Origin of the sequence: Amycolatopsis sp. VC5-11 (assembly GCF_037034185.1) — a bacterium.
GTDB lineage: Bacteria > Actinomycetota > Actinomycetes > Mycobacteriales > Pseudonocardiaceae > Amycolatopsis > Amycolatopsis nivea.
This window is the reverse complement of record NZ_JBAGKF010000007.1, coordinates 231,773-247,344: the sequence shown is the minus strand read 5'-3', so window position 1 is coordinate 247,344 and position 15,572 is coordinate 231,773. Positions and strand designations below refer to the sequence as shown.

16 protein-coding genes are annotated in these 15,572 nt (G+C 70.1%); 9 read left to right on the top strand and 7 right to left on the bottom strand.

Annotated elements, in window-relative coordinates; genetic code table 11:
* Positions 1-53 precede the first annotated feature (53 nt).
* On the top strand, positions 54-851 hold the full coding sequence (locus WA670_RS22805) for a hypothetical protein (protein ID WP_134668442.1): 798 nt from the start codon (positions 54-56) through the stop codon (positions 849-851).
* Positions 852-1,250: 399 nt separating this feature from the next.
* On the opposite strand, the gene WA670_RS22800 is transcribed toward WA670_RS22805, so the two are convergent.
* Positions 1,251-2,294, bottom strand: a complete 1,044-nt coding sequence (locus tag WA670_RS22800) for a ferrochelatase (protein WP_336158872.1) — start codon at positions 2,292-2,294, stop codon at positions 1,251-1,253.
* Between the two features lie 87 nt (positions 2,295-2,381).
* On the opposite strand from WA670_RS22800, the gene WA670_RS22795 reads away from it, so the two are divergent.
* The gene (locus WA670_RS22795; RefSeq protein WP_037806838.1) at positions 2,382-2,966 is read left to right on the top strand and encodes a TetR/AcrR family transcriptional regulator; all 585 of its coding nucleotides are present in this window, start codon (positions 2,382-2,384) and stop codon (positions 2,964-2,966) included.
* 629 nt (positions 2,967-3,595) lie between these two features.
* Entirely contained in the window at positions 3,596-4,765 is a 1,170-nt protein-coding gene (locus WA670_RS22790) for a Cmx/CmrA family chloramphenicol efflux MFS transporter (protein ID WP_336158871.1), read from the top strand.
* A 54-nt stretch (positions 4,766-4,819) separates the two neighbouring features.
* Here WA670_RS22790 and fabI read toward each other — a convergent pair whose 3' ends face one another.
* Positions 4,820-5,587 (bottom strand): enoyl-ACP reductase FabI, encoded by a 768-nt coding sequence (gene fabI, locus WA670_RS22785; protein ID WP_009078109.1) that lies wholly within the window; start codon positions 5,585-5,587, stop codon positions 4,820-4,822.
* A gap of 39 nt (positions 5,588-5,626) precedes the next feature.
* Positions 5,627-6,331, bottom strand: coding sequence for a beta-ketoacyl-ACP reductase (gene fabG, locus WA670_RS22780; RefSeq protein WP_043826988.1), 705 nt, complete (start codon positions 6,329-6,331; stop codon positions 5,627-5,629).
* A 167-nt stretch (positions 6,332-6,498) separates the two neighbouring features.
* Between fabG and WA670_RS22775 the strand changes: the two genes are divergently transcribed.
* The 6 genes from WA670_RS22775 to WA670_RS22750 are packed head-to-tail and all read left to right on the top strand — an operon-like array spanning position 6,499 to position 11,743.
* Positions 6,499-7,821 (top strand): MFS transporter, encoded by a 1,323-nt coding sequence (locus WA670_RS22775; protein ID WP_037806513.1) that lies wholly within the window; start codon positions 6,499-6,501, stop codon positions 7,819-7,821.
* 14 nt (positions 7,822-7,835) lie between these two features.
* Positions 7,836-8,501, top strand: a complete 666-nt coding sequence (locus WA670_RS22770) for a response regulator transcription factor (RefSeq protein ID WP_037806515.1) — start codon at positions 7,836-7,838, stop codon at positions 8,499-8,501.
* Between the two features lie 3 nt (positions 8,502-8,504).
* On the top strand, positions 8,505-9,893 hold the full coding sequence (locus tag WA670_RS22765; RefSeq protein ID WP_037806517.1) for a sensor histidine kinase: 1,389 nt from the start codon (positions 8,505-8,507) through the stop codon (positions 9,891-9,893).
* On the top strand, positions 9,890-10,831 hold the full coding sequence (locus tag WA670_RS22760) for a TAXI family TRAP transporter solute-binding subunit (protein WP_037806519.1): 942 nt from the start codon (positions 9,890-9,892) through the stop codon (positions 10,829-10,831). Before WA670_RS22765 ends, WA670_RS22760 begins: the two co-directional genes overlap by 4 nt.
* Before the next feature lie 16 nt (positions 10,832-10,847).
* Complete coding sequence (locus WA670_RS22755) at positions 10,848-11,273, top strand: acyl-CoA thioesterase (RefSeq protein ID WP_336158788.1); 426 nt, start codon at positions 10,848-10,850, stop codon at positions 11,271-11,273.
* 8 nt (positions 11,274-11,281) lie between these two features.
* Positions 11,282-11,743, top strand: coding sequence for a tRNA (cytidine(34)-2'-O)-methyltransferase (locus WA670_RS22750; protein ID WP_134668511.1), 462 nt, complete (start codon positions 11,282-11,284; stop codon positions 11,741-11,743).
* A gap of 94 nt (positions 11,744-11,837) precedes the next feature.
* On the opposite strand, the gene WA670_RS22745 is transcribed toward WA670_RS22750, so the two are convergent.
* From WA670_RS22745 to mobA, 4 genes are all read right to left on the bottom strand, one after another.
* Entirely contained in the window at positions 11,838-12,818 is a 981-nt protein-coding gene (locus WA670_RS22745) for a VWA domain-containing protein (RefSeq protein ID WP_336158787.1), read from the bottom strand.
* Positions 12,819-12,855: 37 nt separating this feature from the next.
* On the bottom strand, positions 12,856-13,737 hold the full coding sequence (locus WA670_RS22740; RefSeq protein ID WP_235146550.1) for a DUF58 domain-containing protein: 882 nt from the start codon (positions 13,735-13,737) through the stop codon (positions 12,856-12,858).
* Between the two features lie 76 nt (positions 13,738-13,813).
* Positions 13,814-14,878 carry an AAA family ATPase gene (locus WA670_RS22735; protein ID WP_336158786.1) on the bottom strand — a complete coding sequence of 355 codons (1,065 nt, stop codon included), beginning with the start codon at positions 14,876-14,878 and terminating at the stop codon, positions 13,814-13,816.
* Positions 14,879-14,990: 112 nt separating this feature from the next.
* On the bottom strand, positions 14,991-15,545 hold the full coding sequence (mobA, locus tag WA670_RS22730) for a molybdenum cofactor guanylyltransferase (RefSeq protein ID WP_336158785.1): 555 nt from the start codon (positions 15,543-15,545) through the stop codon (positions 14,991-14,993).
* Between the last annotated feature and the right edge of the window lie 27 nt (positions 15,546-15,572).

The following is a 15,572-nucleotide window of genomic DNA, read 5'->3' as shown; positions in this document are numbered from 1 at the left end:
TCCAGCCGGGCGGGGATCGGCGGAGCCGGGAGGAACCGGTAAAATGAGCGGTCGTGTGCCGACCCAGTGCGACCCTCGCCGTCTGGTCCTCCGCGTGGCTGAACGGGGCCGCGGCGTCCGACGACGTCCTCGACGCCTTGCAGGACTGGGCCGAGGCCCACGACGTGGTCGCGGCCGATCCCGCTGCCGCCGACGCGTTCGATCTTCCGCTCGCTTTCCATCGGGCGGCCACTCCCGTGCAACTGCTGCTCGCGCTGCGGGCGCAGGGGGCGGTGAGTGCGCAGCTGGTGCTGCCGGTGCCTGGCGATGTGCGGGGTCTCGGCGGCGGCGGGCCGTTTGCTGACGCGGCGTTGCGGTGCGGCGAGGCTGTGGTGCTCGGCGGGCTGGCGTTCGGGTTGGTGCCGGAGCCCATCGCCGAGGGGCTGATGCGGTGGACGGTGTATTCGCTTCCGGCGCCGGTCTCGTTGGAGTATCAGCCGATGCCGGATGCCGAGCACGGGTTGACCGATGCGATCCGGGCCAGTGCCGGGGCGTTGCAGGCGTTGGATGTGGCGAGCGATCGGCCTGGGGTTCGGGCGGAGTTGTCGGCGCATTTGCGGGCTCGGCCTCAGGTCGAGTGGCCTGCCGGGACGCCCGGGCGGGCGTTGCGGGTGTTGCAGCGGGCCGAGGAGATTTCGGCGATTTTGGCTGTGGCGCAGGCGGATGATCCGGGTGGGGCGTTGTCGGCTTCGGCGGTGAATCGGCGGGCTGAGGCGTTGCGGCCGTTGGCTGAGGCTGTTCGGGGGGCGCGGACTGCTTCTGTTAATGAGGCTGTCCGGGTGTTTGCTGAGCAGGGGGATCGGCAGGTTTGACTGCTCGTCGCCTGGCGGCGACATCGCGCTCTGGCGTGCGTGGGGCACCCCGAAGCTTGATTGTGCTGACGGTCTGAGGGTGAGCTTCGTATCGGGGTGCGGGGGTGGTGTGGGTGCACCGATCGTTGGGTGCATCGGTGGCGGTTTGGGTTGGGGGTTGGGGCTAGCGCCCCAATGTGGCATTGGGTGCATGTGACGCACCCAAAGTGGCGTTCGTTGCGTCTGATGCACCCAATGCCGCATTGGGGCCCATCCCTAGCGGGCGCGGGGTGGGCGAGCGGGCCGTGAAGGGATCCTTGAGGGAATCCAGGTACGTGAAGGTGGCCCTCACGACCGGCGGTGGGTCGTGAGGGCCACCCTGGGGGAATCTGGTTCCGTGAGGGTTCCCCTCACGTACGGTCAGCGGGTGGGGCGGCGCGGAGGCTCGCAGCAGGCGACTGCGCAGGGGGCGCCGTTGACGGTGCAGCCTGCAGCGGGAAAGGAGGAAAGCTTCCGGGCGGGGGCGTCGGAGAGGTGTTCGCGGACCAGTTCGACCACCATTTCGGCGAACCTCGGGTCGGCGTCGGGGGTGGCGGCGCGGGCGAAGGCCATGCCGTGTTCGGCGGCGCGGTCGGCGGCTTCGTTGTCCAGGTCCCAGATTACTTCCAGGTGGTCCGCGACGAAGCCGATCGGGCTGACCACTACGGATTCCACACCTTGAGCGTGCAGGGCGTCGATGTGGTCGACGATGTCCGGTTCCAGCCACGGGATCTGGGGCGGGCCGGAGCGCGACTGCCAGACGACGTCGTACTCGGCGATTCCGGCTTCGGCTGCCACGAGACGGGCGGCTTCGGCGATCTGGCTCGAGTAGCGACGGCCGCCTTCGGAGGGCGGGCCGGAGGCAAGGTCGGCGCTTTCCGGGATCGAGTGGGCGGTGAAAACCGTGCGAGTGCCGGGGCGGTCGCCGAGTTTCGCGTGGGCGGCGCGGACCGCGTCGGCGACTGCGGAGACGAACAGCGGGTGGTCGAAGAACTGGCGCAGCTTCACCAATTCCGGCGCGCCGTCGCCGACGGAGGCGCGGGCTCGTTCGATGTCCTCGTCGTACTGCCGGCACGCGGAGTAGCCGCCGTACGCGCTCGTCGGGAACACCAGCGCGCGGCGCACGCCCGCGTCCTTCATCCCGGCCAGGGTGTCCTCGACCATCGGCGCCCAGTTGCGGTTGCCGAAATGCACCGGAAGCTCGATGTTCTCCGCCGCGAGCTGCTTCTCGACCGCCGCGATCGCGGCCCGGTTCAACCGGTTGATCGGCGAGACCCCGCCGAAGTGCTGGTAGTGCTCGGCAACCTCGAGCAGCCGCTCCCGCGGCACGCCCCGCCCCCGGGTGACGTTCTCCAGGAACGGCATCACCTCGTCGGGCCCCTCCGGACCCCCGAACGAAAGCCATAGCAACGCGTCGTAACCCACGGTGCTCATCCTGCCCCTGTGGCGCTCCGCACGCCTCGGCGGCCCGGTTATGTACTGGCCTATCCAAAATGTGTTAGCGTGGTCGGCATGCCGAGGCCACGAGAGTTCGACGAAACCGAAGCACTCGAAGGCGCAATGAACGCCTTCTGGGCGCGAGGATACGAAGCGACCTCGACCGAGGAACTGTGCGCAGCGACCGGACTAGGCCGCAGCAGCATCTACAACACGTTCTCCAGCAAGCACGAACTGTTCCGCCGCGTGCTGGACCACTACTCGCACCGCGGCATCCGCCTCCGCGAAACCCTGCTGGACAACGCCCCGGACGGACTAGGCGCCATTCGCCTGCTTCTCGCCTCGACAATCGACGACGAACTGGAAAACGGCAGACGCGGCTGCCTAATGGTGAACACCATCTCCGAATTCGGAACCACCGATCCAGAGGTAGCCGCACAAGTGAACGCGGACACCGAAGCGCACCTCTCCGCACTGGTGCACTTCGCCCGCACGGGCCAAGCAGACGGCAGCGTCACCCGCGACAGAGACGCAACCGACATCGCCAACTTCATCCACGCCACCATCTCGGGAATCCGCACTATGTCCCGCCGCGGAGCAGAACGAAAAGCTTTGACCTCAGTAGCAAAACTAGCGACAAGCGCAATCGCCCGCCGCTAACCCGCCAACCGCCACCGCCGCCCCACCCGCAGCCGCCGCGATGCGCCCCAATGCGGCATTGGGTGCATCCCACGCACCGAACGCCACATTGGGTGCATCCGACGCACCCAATGCCACATTGGGGCGCTAACCCCACCCAAACCGCAGCCGAAATACCCAACAATCGAGGCACCCACACCGCCCCCACAGCCGGTGCGCCCAACGAGCGAGGCACCCAGCCCCACCCGCAGCCGGTGAGCCCAACTATCAAGGCACCCAGCCCCACCCCGCAGCCAGTGCACCCGCTATCTAGACACCCACACCACCCCGCAGCCGATCCACCCGCTATCGAGGCACCCAGCCCGACCCGCAGCCGATCCACCCGCTCTCTAGACACCCGGCCCGACCCGCAGCCGGTGCACCCAACTAGCGAGGCACCCAGCCCTCCCCCGCACCCCGATACGAAGCTCCCCTGCGGTTCGGGGGTGCTTGTCAAGGCATCTTTCCCGCCTTGACAAGCACCCCCGAACCGTCAGCACAATCCAGCTTCGGGGTGCCCCACGCAACCAAGGGGCCAATGTCGCCGCCAGGCGACGAGGCCCCCATACATCAACATTTTGTACTACAAGTTCCAGAAAGAGAGCCCACCCGTGCCCCCAGCCGTCTTCGTACTCGGCCTCAGCATCTTCGCCCTGGGCACCTCCGAGTTCATGATCACCGGCCTCCTCCCCGGAATGGCCGCCGACCTGAACGTCACCATCCCCGACGCAGGCCTCCTGATCTCCGCCTTCGCCATCGGCATGGTCATCGGCGCCCCCTTGCTAGCAATAGGCACAATCCGCCTCCCCCGCCGAACCACCCTCCTCGGACTCCTAGCCGTCTTCAGCGCCGCACACGTCATAGGCGCAATCGCCGACGGCTACCCCCTCCTCTTCGCCACCAGAATCATCAGCGCAATAGCCTGCGCCGGTTTCTGGGCAGTAGCCGCCGCAACCACCGTCAACCTCGTCCCAGAAGCCCGCCGAGGACAAGCACTAGCGGTGCTGGTCGGCGGCCTCACGATCGCGAACGTCGTCGGAGTCCCCGCAGGCACCCTGCTGGGACAACACGCAGGCTGGCGCAGCGCCTTCTGGGCAGTAGCCGCACTAACCATCATCGCCGCCCTCGCCGTCCTGCTCTCAGTCCCCCGCACCCCGAAGGAAACCGAAGCACCGAGGATCACCGAAGAACTGCAGGTATTCCGCCGCAGCCGCCTCTGGCTAGCTCTGGGTGTGATCGCCCTACTCCAGGCAATGGTCTTCGCGACGTTCAGCTACCTGGCACCCGTGCTGGTCTCCGTAGCCGGACTCCCCGAAGCAGGTGTCCCAGTAGTCCTCGCCCTCTTCGGCGGCGGCGCAGTCATCGGAATTTACGCAGGCGGCAAACTAGCCGACAAGTACCCATTCGCCACCCTTTACGGCAGCCTCGGCATCGCCCTCGCCGCCCTCGTCGCACTAGCCTTCGCAACCACCCCAGCGGTAGCAGTAACCGCCGTGCTCATCCTCGGCGCAGCCGGATTCGCCGCCAACCCGGCACTCAACGTCCGCGCCTACGCCGCAGCAGGCGGCACCTCGACCCTCGTAGGCGCAAGCACAACCTCCGCGTTCAACGTCGGCAACACCGTCGGCCCCTGGCTCGGCGGCACCACGATCAGCGCGGGAATGGGATTCTCCAGCGTCGCCTGGGTAAGCGTCGCACTCGGCGCACTAGCCGTAGCCGCCCTCACCGCGGCCCTGCGCCTCCACAAACGCGACACCGCACCGGACCTGGTGGCCGCCTAAAAAGGCGAATGGCCCCGCGGGAACACTCCCGCGGGGCCATTCACAACACCAAGCTCAGATCCCGAGCGCGTGCACTCCGCCGTCGACCATGATCATCGAACCGGTGGTCGCGGGCAGCCAGTCGGACAGCACGGCGCACACCGTCTTGGCGGTCGGCTCCGGGTCCGCGGAGTCCCAGCCGAGCGGCGCGCGGCCGTCCCAGCCGCCTTCGAGTTCGCCGAAGCCGGGGATGGACTTCGCGGCCATGGTCTTCATCGGGCCGGCGCTGACCAGGTTGACCCGGATGCCCTGCGGGCCGAGTTCCTTGGCCAGGTAGCGGTTCACCGACTCCAGCGCGGCCTTCGCGACGCCCATCCAGTTGTAGACCGGCCACGCGACGCGCGCGTCGAAGTCCATGCCGACGATCGAGGCGCCGCGGCCGAGCAGCGGCAGCGTCGCGACCGCGAGCGACTTGAACGAGAACGCCGAGACGTCGACCGCGACCTTCACGTCGTCGCTGGGGGCGTCCAGGAACGGCGCGCCGAGGCAGCTCTGCGGCGCGAAGCCGATCGAGTGCAGCACGCCGTCGAGGCCGTCGACGTGCTCGCGGACGCGGTCGGCGAGCGAGTCGAGGTGCTCCTGGTTCGTGACGTCCAGTTCCAGCACCGGGGCGGGCTCCGGCAGCCGCTTGGCGATGCGCTCCACCAGCGACAGCCGTCCGAAGCCGGTGAGCACGACCTTCGCGCCCTCCTGCTGGGCGATGCGGGCCGCGTGGAACGCCAGCGAGGCGTCGGTGATGACGCCGGTGATCAGCAGCCGCTTGCCTTCGAGCAATCCGGGCAACACGTCCTCCAGGTCGTGGGGTGTTCTTCTCGGGAAAAGTCAGTGGCCGAGGCCGAGGCCGCCGTCGACGGGCAGCACCGCGCCGTTGACGTAGCCCGCCTCGTCCGAGGACAGGTACCGCACCGCGGCGGCGATCTCGGCCGGTTCGGCGTACCGGCCGGACGGGACGTTGGCGAGGATCTCCTTGCGCCGGTCCTCGCTCAGCGCGTCGGTCATGTCGGTGTGCACGAAACCGGGCGCGACCACGTTCGCGGTGATGTTGCGCGAGCCCAGCTCGCGCGCGAGCGAACGCGCGAAGCCGACCAGGCCCGCCTTCGAGGCCGCGTAGTTCGCCTGCCCGGCCGAGCCGGAAAGGCCCACCACGGACGAGATGAACACGAACCGGCCCCAGCGGGCGCGCAGCATGCCGCGCGAGGCCCGCTTGGCGACGCGGAACGCGCCGGTGAGGTTCGCGTTCAGCACGCGCTCGAACTGCTCCTCCGACATCCGCATGAGCAGGGTGTCGTCGGTGAGCCCGGCGTTGGACACCAGGACCTCGACCGGCCCCTGGTGCTCCTCCACGAGCTTGAACGCCGCGTCCACCTGCTCGGCGTCGGTGACGTCGGCCTGCACGCCGAACAGCCCCTCCGGCGCGCCGGACCCGCGGTGCGTGACCGCGACCCGGTGGCCCTGCTCCGCGAGGTCGCGGGCGATCGCCAGCCCGATGCCCCGGTTGCCGCCGGTGACCAAGACCGACCGTCCCACTGCGTTCTCCTCGTCGTCTTCGCGATTGCGCCCGCCTGAGGCTATCGGCTGCGCTGACCGGCGGCGCACCCGGCACTCCCGTCCTAAGCGACAGTAAGGAACCGCGTCTCGACCTTGATGGTTACTGCCCGGTTGGTCACCGTGAGTCGCGACACAGGAGGTCAAGGATGACTACCCGGATCCAGGACGCCGGCTCGGCGCGGGACGAGCGTCGCGTGGTCGGCAACGTGCTGCGCGGCTCGATCGGAAACCTCGTCGAGTGGTACGACTGGTACGCCTATTCGGCGTTCACCGTCTACTTCGCGAAGGCGTTCTTCCCCGGCGGCGATGCCACGGCGCAGTTCCTCAACACCGCGGCGGTGTTCGCCGTCGGATTCCTCATGCGGCCGCTCGGCGGCTGGCTGCTCGGCCGGTTCGCCGACCGCTACGGACGGCGTTCCGCGCTCGTGCTCTCGGTTTCGATGATGGCGTGCGGCTCGCTGCTCATCGCGCTGACGCCGGGCTACGCGACGATCGGCATCGCGGCGCCGATCCTGCTGGTGTTTTCCCGTCTGCTGCAAGGGCTTTCGGTCGGCGGCGAGTACTCCACCTCGGCGACGTACCTGTCCGAGGTGGCCACGCCCGGCAAGCGCGGGTTCTACTCCAGCTTCCAGTACGTGACGCTCGTCGGCGGGCAGCTGCTCGCGCTGGGGCTCCAGCTGATCCTGCAGAGCGTGCTCACCGACAAGCAGATGGGCGACTGGGGCTGGCGGATCGCGTTCGTCGTGGGCGCGCTCGCGGCGGTGATCGTGATGGCGCTGCGGCGGTCGATGGACGAGTCGGAGAGCTACCAGCGGGCCACCGAGGGGGCGGAAACCGGCAAGGGCGAGCGCGGCACGCTGCGCCAGCTCGCGAAGTACCCGCGGGAGATCCTGCTCGTCGTCGGCCTGACGCTCGGCGGCACGGTCGCGTTCTACACCTACGCCACCTACACGCAGAAGTTCCTGGAGAACACCGCGCACATCCCGCGCCGCACGGTCACCGTGATCATGTTCGTCGCGCTGCTGATCTTCGCGATCCTGCAGCCGCTGGCCGGACGGCTGTCGGACCGGATCGGCCGGCGCAAGCTGCTGATGTTCTTCGGCATCGCGGGCACCCTGCTGACCGTGCCGATCATGACCCTGATGGCGCGCACCAGCCAGCCGTTCCTCGCGTTCCTGCTGCTGCTCGGCGCGCTGGTGATCGTGACCGGCTACACCTCGATCAACGCGATCGTGAAGGCCGAGCTGTTCCCGACGCGGATCCGCGCGATCGGCGTCGGCCTGCCCTACGCGCTCACCGTCGCGATCTTCGGCGGGACCGCCGAGCTGATCGCGCAGGCGCTGAAGAAGGCGGGTCACGAATCGCTCTTCTTCTGGTACGTCGCGGGTTGCGTCCTCGTGTCGCTCGTCGTGTACGCGACAATGCGGGAAACTTCGCGTTCGTCCGCCCTCGAACGCGGCGAGGACTGATCGGGAGGACGGCCGTGCGCGTGCTGCTCGTGGAGGACGACACCGGGGTCGCCCGGGCACTCGCCGAAACGCTGCAGGCGCACGGCCACTCGGTCACCGCAGTCGGCCGCGGCTCGGACGCGCTCACCCGGCACCGGGACGCGGACCTGCTGCTTCTCGACCTCGGCCTGCCGGATCTCGACGGACTGGACGTGCTGCGCAAGATCCGTCAGGTGTCCCCGGTGCCGGTGATCGTGCTGACCGCGCGCGACGACGAGCGTTCGGTCGTCCGGGCGCTGCGCTTCGGCGCGGACGACTACCTGGCGAAACCGGTGCGGATGGCGGAGTTGCTGGCCAGGATGGACGCGGTGGCGCGCCGGGCGGGCAGCTCCTCCCCCGCGCCGAAGGACCCGGTGGTGCAGATCGAGGACGTCGAGATCGATCTGGGCGCGCGCCGGGTCGTGGTCGGCGGCCGCGACATCGGGCTGACCACGAAGGAATTCGCGGTGCTGGCGGTGCTCGCCGCGCGGCCCGGCACCGCGGTGAGCCGCCAGCAGCTGATGGACGAGGTGTGGGGCGACGCGTACCTCGCCGTTTCCCGCTCGCTCGACGTCCACATGACGCAACTGCGCGCGAAACTCGACCGGCCCGGCCTGCTCACCACGATCCGCGGCTTCGGCTACCGGCTCGGCCGGAGCTGATCGGTGCGCACTCGCCTGCTGGCTGTCCTCGTCACGCTCGCGCTCGCTGTCGTGGCGGCGTTCGCGGTTCCGCTGCTGTCCGCGACCGCCGATCAGCGGACCCAGCAGTTGGTGATTTCGCGCAGCAGCGATGTCGACCGCTTCGTGGTGCTCGCGCAACAGGCGGTCGATTCCGGCGACGCGACCGCGTTGAACGCCGACGCGCGGCAGTATTCGTCGTTATACAGCGAAGGCGTGCTGATCGTCGACGCGCAGCGGCAGCCGCTGGTCGAAACTGGCGGTCTGACCAGCAGTGATCCGGACGCGCGGACCGTCATCGAGGCGACGCTGCGCAACGAGCCGGAAGCGCCGGTCGAACGGATCCAGCCGTGGTCGGACACGCCGGTGCTGTTCGCGCGCCCCGTCGGCACCGGGACGCGGGTGTCCGGCGTGGTGCTGCTGCGTGCTTCGGTGACCGCCGCGGCGCAGGACGTCGCGGCGGCGTGGAGCGCGATCGCGGCCGGGGCGATGGTGGTCGCGGCGCTGTTCGTGCTGCTCGCGGTCCTGCTGTCGCGGTGGATGGTGCGACCGCTGGTGGAGCTGGAAACCGGCGTGCTGGCGGTGGCGGGCGGACGCCGGGCGCAGGTGCCGGAACGGTCGGGGCCGCGCGAATTGCGGTCGCTCGCGGCGTCGGTGAACCGGATGTCCGACGCTGTGGTCGAGTCGGCGAACCAGCAGCAGCGGCTCGTCGCGGACACCTCGCACCAACTGCGGAACCCGATGGCCGCGCTCCGGCTCCGGCTCGACCTGCTCGGCACCGAGGTCGAAAACCGCCCGGCCTACGAGGCGACGGTGGCGGAAGTCGAGCGCCTGGAACGGATTCTCGACGGTTTGCTCGCCCTCGCCACCGCGGAGAGCACCGCGACCCGGCTGGCCGCGCGCGCCGACGACGAGCCCGCGGACCTGGCCGCTGTCGTGGCGGAACGGGTCGACGCGTGGCGGTTGTCCGCCGACGAAGCCGGCGCGACCCTCGTGCCGTGCGAAGTGCATACTGAGCCGCTGCTGGTGCGCACGCCGGAAAGCGAACTGGCGCAGATTCTCGACGTCCTGCTGGACAACGCCGTCCACCACGCCGGTCAGGGAGCCACCATCACCGCCGCTTGGGAGTCCACTTCGGACAGTGTCACGCTGATCGTCTCCGACGACGGTCCGGGCCTTCCTCCGGAGGACCTCGCCCGGGCCACCGAACGGTTCTGGCGCGCGGGCGGCGACGGCGCGCCTCGCGGCACCGGCCTCGGTCTCGCCATCGCGCGGGAGCAAACCCGTGCCCGAGGCGGGGTTCTGGAGCTGCGCGCGGTCGAACCGCATGGCCTGCAAGTCCGGATCACGCTGCCCGCGGCGGTGACGCCGTGAAGGTCACCCGCCGCACCGCGCTCCTCGGCGGCCTCGCCCTGACGCTCGCCGCCTGCGACGACACCTACCGCGGCCCGGACCGGAAGATCACCATCGCGTCCGGCGAACCCGGCGGCTTCTACCTGGCCTTCGCCGAGGTCCTGGCCGCCGAATTGTCGCGCGCCGAACCGCGGCTGCACTGCAGCGCGCTGCCCACCGAGGCGAGCGTCGAGAACGTGCAACGCGTCCAGGACGGAACGGCCGACTTCGGGCTGGCGCTCGCCGACGTGGCGCAATCCGCGATCACCGGCGGCACGCCGTTCGGGAAACCCGTTCCGCTGCAAGCACTCGGCCGCGTCTACGAGAACTACCTCCAGCTGGTCGTCCGCGCCGAGGACCAGCTCACCGACCTGCGCTCGCTGGCCGGCCGCCCGATCTCGGTCGGCGCGAGCCGCTCGGGTGCCGCGCAACTGGGCGAACGGGTCTTCGCCGCGAGCAACATCCCGGTCCAAGCACAGCATCTGCCGCTGAACGACGCGGTCGCCGCTCTGCACGACCGCCGGATCGACGCGTTCCTCTGGTCCGGCGGCATCCCGACGCCCGCCCTCGCCGACCTCAACCGCACGACGCCGCTCTCGCTCATCCCGCTGACGTCGGTGCTCCCCCAGCTGCGCAAGGCGTACGGTCCGCTGTACGAACAGGTGCAGGTGCCCGCCGGGGCTTACCGCGGGGTCGGCGCGCTCGGCACGATCGGGGTGGCGAATCTGCTGGTCTGCTCGCCCAAGCTGCCGTTCGACGTGGCGGCGGCGGTGGTTCGGGTGCTCGCGGGGCGGGCTGCCGAGCTCGTGCCCGCACAGGCGGTCGGGACGCAGTTCCTGGACGTGCGGACGCTGATCGGCACCCAACCGGTCCCGCTGCATCGGGGGGCGGCCGACACCTACCGCGCCCTGCACGGCTGATCGCTAGATTGGTCGGGTGACCGAACGCCGCCCTCTCGTTGAAATGCCCCTGCGCGTGCGCTACCACGAATGCGACGCTCAGGGGATCGTCTTCAACGCGCATTACCTTGCCTACGCGGACATGGCGGCGTTCGAGGTGGAAAGAACCCTCTTCGGTTCGCACGACGCGCTGCTCGCCACCGGCGTCGACCTGGTGGTCGCCGAGTCGAATCTGCGGTATTTCGCGCCGTGCCGTTTCGACGACGAGCTCGTGGTGTCGGTCTATCTGGTGCACTTGGGCACCACGTCGATGCGGTTCGAGCTGGACATCCGCCGCGGCGGCACGGTGACCACCGAGCTCCGGCTGCGGTACGTGTTCGTCGACACCGAGAACTACCGCAAAGCGGAGCCGCCGCCGGAAGTGCGCGCGGCTTACGCGAAGTATCTACCCGAGGCGGCGTGAGGCATCCCGTGTTCCGAGTCTTGTTCTACTGCCCCGAAATCCCGCCCAACACCGGCAACGCGATCCGGCTGGCCGCGAACACCGGATGCGAACTGCACCTGGTCGAACCGCTGGGGTTCACCTTGGAGGACAAGCAGCTCCGCCGCGCCGGGCTCGATTACCACGACCTCGCGCGGGTCCACGTGCACGCCGACCTGGCCGCGGCGTGGAAGGCGTTGCTGCCCGCGAAGGTGTACGCGTTCAGCGCCGGGGCGACCCGGCTCTACACGGAGGTTTCTTACGCCCCAGGGGATGTGCTGATGTTCGGGCCGGAGTCCGCCGGGCTGCCGGACGAGGTTCAGCGCGCCCCGGAGGTCACCGAACGGCTGCGGTTGCCGATGCTGCCCAACAACCGGTCGCTGAACCTGGCGAACACGACGGCGATCGCGGTGTACGAAGGCTGGCGGCAGAACGGTTTCGCCACGCCGTGAAGGCGGCTCGCCCCAGGAACCGCGCGGCGGCGGCATGGTGTGGATCCGCGTGTCGCTTCCGGCCGGGACCGCTCCCCGCCGGAAGCGACCGGCGTCAAGGCAGTCTCTGGCCGAACACCAGCGCGGTCGCCGCCCCGGCCATGAGGATGATCGTCCCCAGCACCACCCACGGCTTGCTCGCGTCGGCGTTCTTCAGCTCGTACCCGATCTGCTCGCCCAGGTCGGCGTAGACGCGTTTCAGCTCGTCCGCACTCGCCGCCTTGTAGAACTCTCCCCCGGACAGCCGGGCGATCTCGCGCAGCGATTCGTCGTCCACGCGGACGTCCTGCTGCTTGCCCTCGATGTCGACCGACCCGTGCTCGGTGCCGAACGAGATCGACGAGATCGGCATCTGTGCCTGTTTCGCCGCCTGCGCCGCGGTGTACGCGCCGCGCGGGGCGTACAGGTCCTCCGGCACCGTCTGCTTGCCGTCGCTCATCAGCACGATCCGTGCGGGCGGCGGACCGTCCGCGCCGCCGACCACCGCGGAGAAGCTCTGGATCGACTGCATCGCCGCGTAAATGCCCTCGCCGGTGGCGGTGGACTGGGCGAGCTTCAGGTTGTCGATCGCCTTCGTCACGCCTGCCCGGTCCGTGGTCGGGTTGACCAGCACGGTCGCGGTTCCGGCGAACGAGATCAGGCCCAGGTTGACGCCCGGGGTCATGTTCTGCGCGAACTGCTTCGCCGCGTCCTGCGCCGCCTTGAGCCGCGTCGGGGCGACGTCGGTGGCTTCCATCGACAGCGACACGTCGATCACCAGCATGACGGTCGCCCGGTTGCGCGGCACCTTCTGCTCCGCCGTCGGACCGGCCAGCGAGACCGTCAGGAACAGCAGCGACAGCACGATCAGCACCGCGGGCACGTGCCGGATCCAGCCCTGCGCCTTGGGCGCGACCTTCTCCAGCAGCTCCAGATTCGCGAACCGCATCACCCGGCGGCGCCGCTGCCGCTGCGACAGCACGTACGCGGCCGCCACCGCGACGACCGCGATCAGCAGCAGGAACCACCACGGCGAGCTGAATCCGGCGAGGCTCATGCCGTCGCCTCCTTACCGGTTGCCGCGTGCATCGTGGTCATGCGACGCCTCCCGACCAGCGGCGCTTGCGGGCGACCACGAACCGCACCATGTCCGCGATCCAGTCGGAATCGGTGCGCAGCACCAGATGCGCGGCCCCGGCCCGGCGCAGACCGGCCGCGACCGCCTGCCGGTGCGCGTTCGCCGCCGCGCCGAACTCCTTGCGCAGCAACGCCGAAGCGTGCACCTCGCGCTGCCGTCCGGTCTCCGGGTCGGCCAGCACGACGGTGCCGACGTCCGGCAGGTCCACGTCGCGCGGGTCGACGATCTCGATCGCGATCAGCTCGTGCCTTCCGCCGAGCGCGCGCAACGGGCGCTCCCAGTCCATCGGGCCGAGGAAGTCGGAGATCACCACCGCCAGTCCGCGCCGCCGCGGCGGACGGCGCAGCTTTTCCAGCGCCTCGGCGAGGTCGCCGCGGACGCCTTCGGCGGCACGGGGCGTCTCGGCGAGCCGCCGGACCAGGCCGCGGGCGTGCGGAAGCCCGCCGCGCGCCGGGAGCCGGGTGATGCCTTCGCCGTTGGACACGAGCGCGCCGATCCGGTTTCCGCCGCCGCCGGTCAGATGCGCGACCGCGGCGGTCGCGCAGACGACGAGATCGCGTTTCTCGCACAGCGCGGTGCCGAAGTCGAGGCTCGCCGACATGTCCGCGACGACCCACGTCTCCAGCTCGCGGTCCGCGACCGTCTCGCGGATGTGCGGCGTCGTCGTCCGCGCGGTGACCGCCCAGTCCATCCGGCGCACGTCGTCGCCGGGCTGGTACGGCCGCGCCTCGCCGGGCTCGGAACCCGGCCCCGGGACGAGACCGAGGTGGTTGCCCTGGAGCAGCCCGTCGAGGCGGCGGCGCACTTCGAGTTCGAGCGTGCGCAGTCCCGCTTCCATCCGGTCGCCGCGCAGGATCGGCGGGGCCCAGCCGGGCCGTCCGCCCGGTTCTTTCGAGGAGGTGCCGGCCACGCCGCTACCTGACGGGCGCGCCCGCCGGCACGGGGCCGGCGCCGCCCTGCGGCCGGGCCGAAACCTGCGGCAGCGGCACGGTCTGCAGCACGCGGGTGACGATGTGGTCCACCGGGACGCCGTCGGCCAGCGCGTCGTAGGACAGCACGAGGCGGTGCCGCAGCACGTCCGGCACGACGTCGACGACGTCCTGCGGGAGCACGTAGTCGCGGCCGCGCACGAGCGCCAGCGCCCGCGCCGCGGCGATGATGCCGAGGCTCGCGCGCGGCGAGGCGCCGTACGACACCCAGCCCGCGACGTCGGACAGCCCGTGGTCGTTCGGGGTGCGCGTGGTGAGCACCAGCCGCACGACGTAGTCGACCAGCGCGTGGTGCACGAACACCTGCGACGCGACGCCCTGCAGCCGCACCAGCTCCGCCGGGCTCAGCACCTCGTGCGGCTCCGGCGGCGTGACGCCCATCCGGTAGATGATCTCGCGCTCCTCCTCGGCGGAGGGGTACTCGACCAGGATCTTGAACAGGAACCGGTCGCGCTGGGCTTCCGGCAGCGGGTAGACGCCCTCGTTCTCGATCGGGTTCTGCGTGGCCAGCACGAGGAACGGATCGGGCATCGGGAAGGTCTTGCCGCCGATCGACACGTGCCGCTCGGCCATCACCTCGAGCATCGCCGACTGCACCTTCGCCGGGGCGCGGTTGATCTCGTCGGCGAGCACGAAGTTCGCGACGACCGGGCCCACCTCGACGTCGAAGCGCTCGGCGCCCTGGCGGTAGATGCGCGTGCCGAGGATGTCGGCGGGCACCAGGTCGGGGGTGAACTGCACGCGGGAGAACGACCCGCCCACCACGCGCGCGAACGTCTCGACCGCGAGCGTCTTCGCGACCCCGGGCACGCCTTCGAGCAGCAGGTGCCCCTTCGCCAGCAGCCCGACGAGCATGCGCTCCACCAGCCGGTCCTGTCCGACGATGACGCGCTTCACCTCGAACACGGTGCGTTCCAGCAGCTGGGCGTCCCGCGCCGGGGTGCCGGGCTGCTGCCCGTTCGCTCCCTCGGCGAAGCCGGGCTCGGTCACTCTTCCTCCAGGGGTTTCCGCGTCTGCGTGCTCGCCCGCGACCCTACTGGGTCGAGAACTTCCCGCGACGGTAGCCAATCGCATCGCCGGTGTGACAGCTGTGAAGCCCCTGTCAGCGGTGCTTTTCCAGGTCCTCCGGCGTGTCGATGTCGTCGCTCTCGCCGGGCTGGGCGGCGACCTCGGCGATCCGCAATCCGCCGAGCGTCCGGCGCAGCGACGCGTTTTCCGGACGCTCCGGCATCACCTCGCGCAGAGCCGCCGTGCGCCAGGCACTCGCCAGCCATTGCCGCTCCCCTGCCGCGTCGACGAGCACCGCGCCGTCCGCGCTGACCACAGTGGACCGCAGCCGGTCCACTGTGGAGCGCCGGATGCCGGGGAGATCAGCGGCGAGCAGCACGACGATTTCCGCGTCGACCGCCTCAAGCCCAGCAGCCAGCGCCGCCACCGGTCCCGCGCCGGGAACGGCCTCGCGGGTCCAGACGACCGTGTCGTACCCCGGCCGCCGCGGACCGCACACCACGACCGGATCTGCTCCGGACAGCGCCTCGACCGCCCGGCCCAGCAAGGAGATCCCGCCGACCCGCAGCTCCGGCTTGTCCACTCCGGACAGGCGCCGAGCGGACCCGCCGGCCAGCACGATCCCGGCGAACCGGGCGCTCTCAGTCATGCACCCAGCGTGCCCGCCCCGGAAACC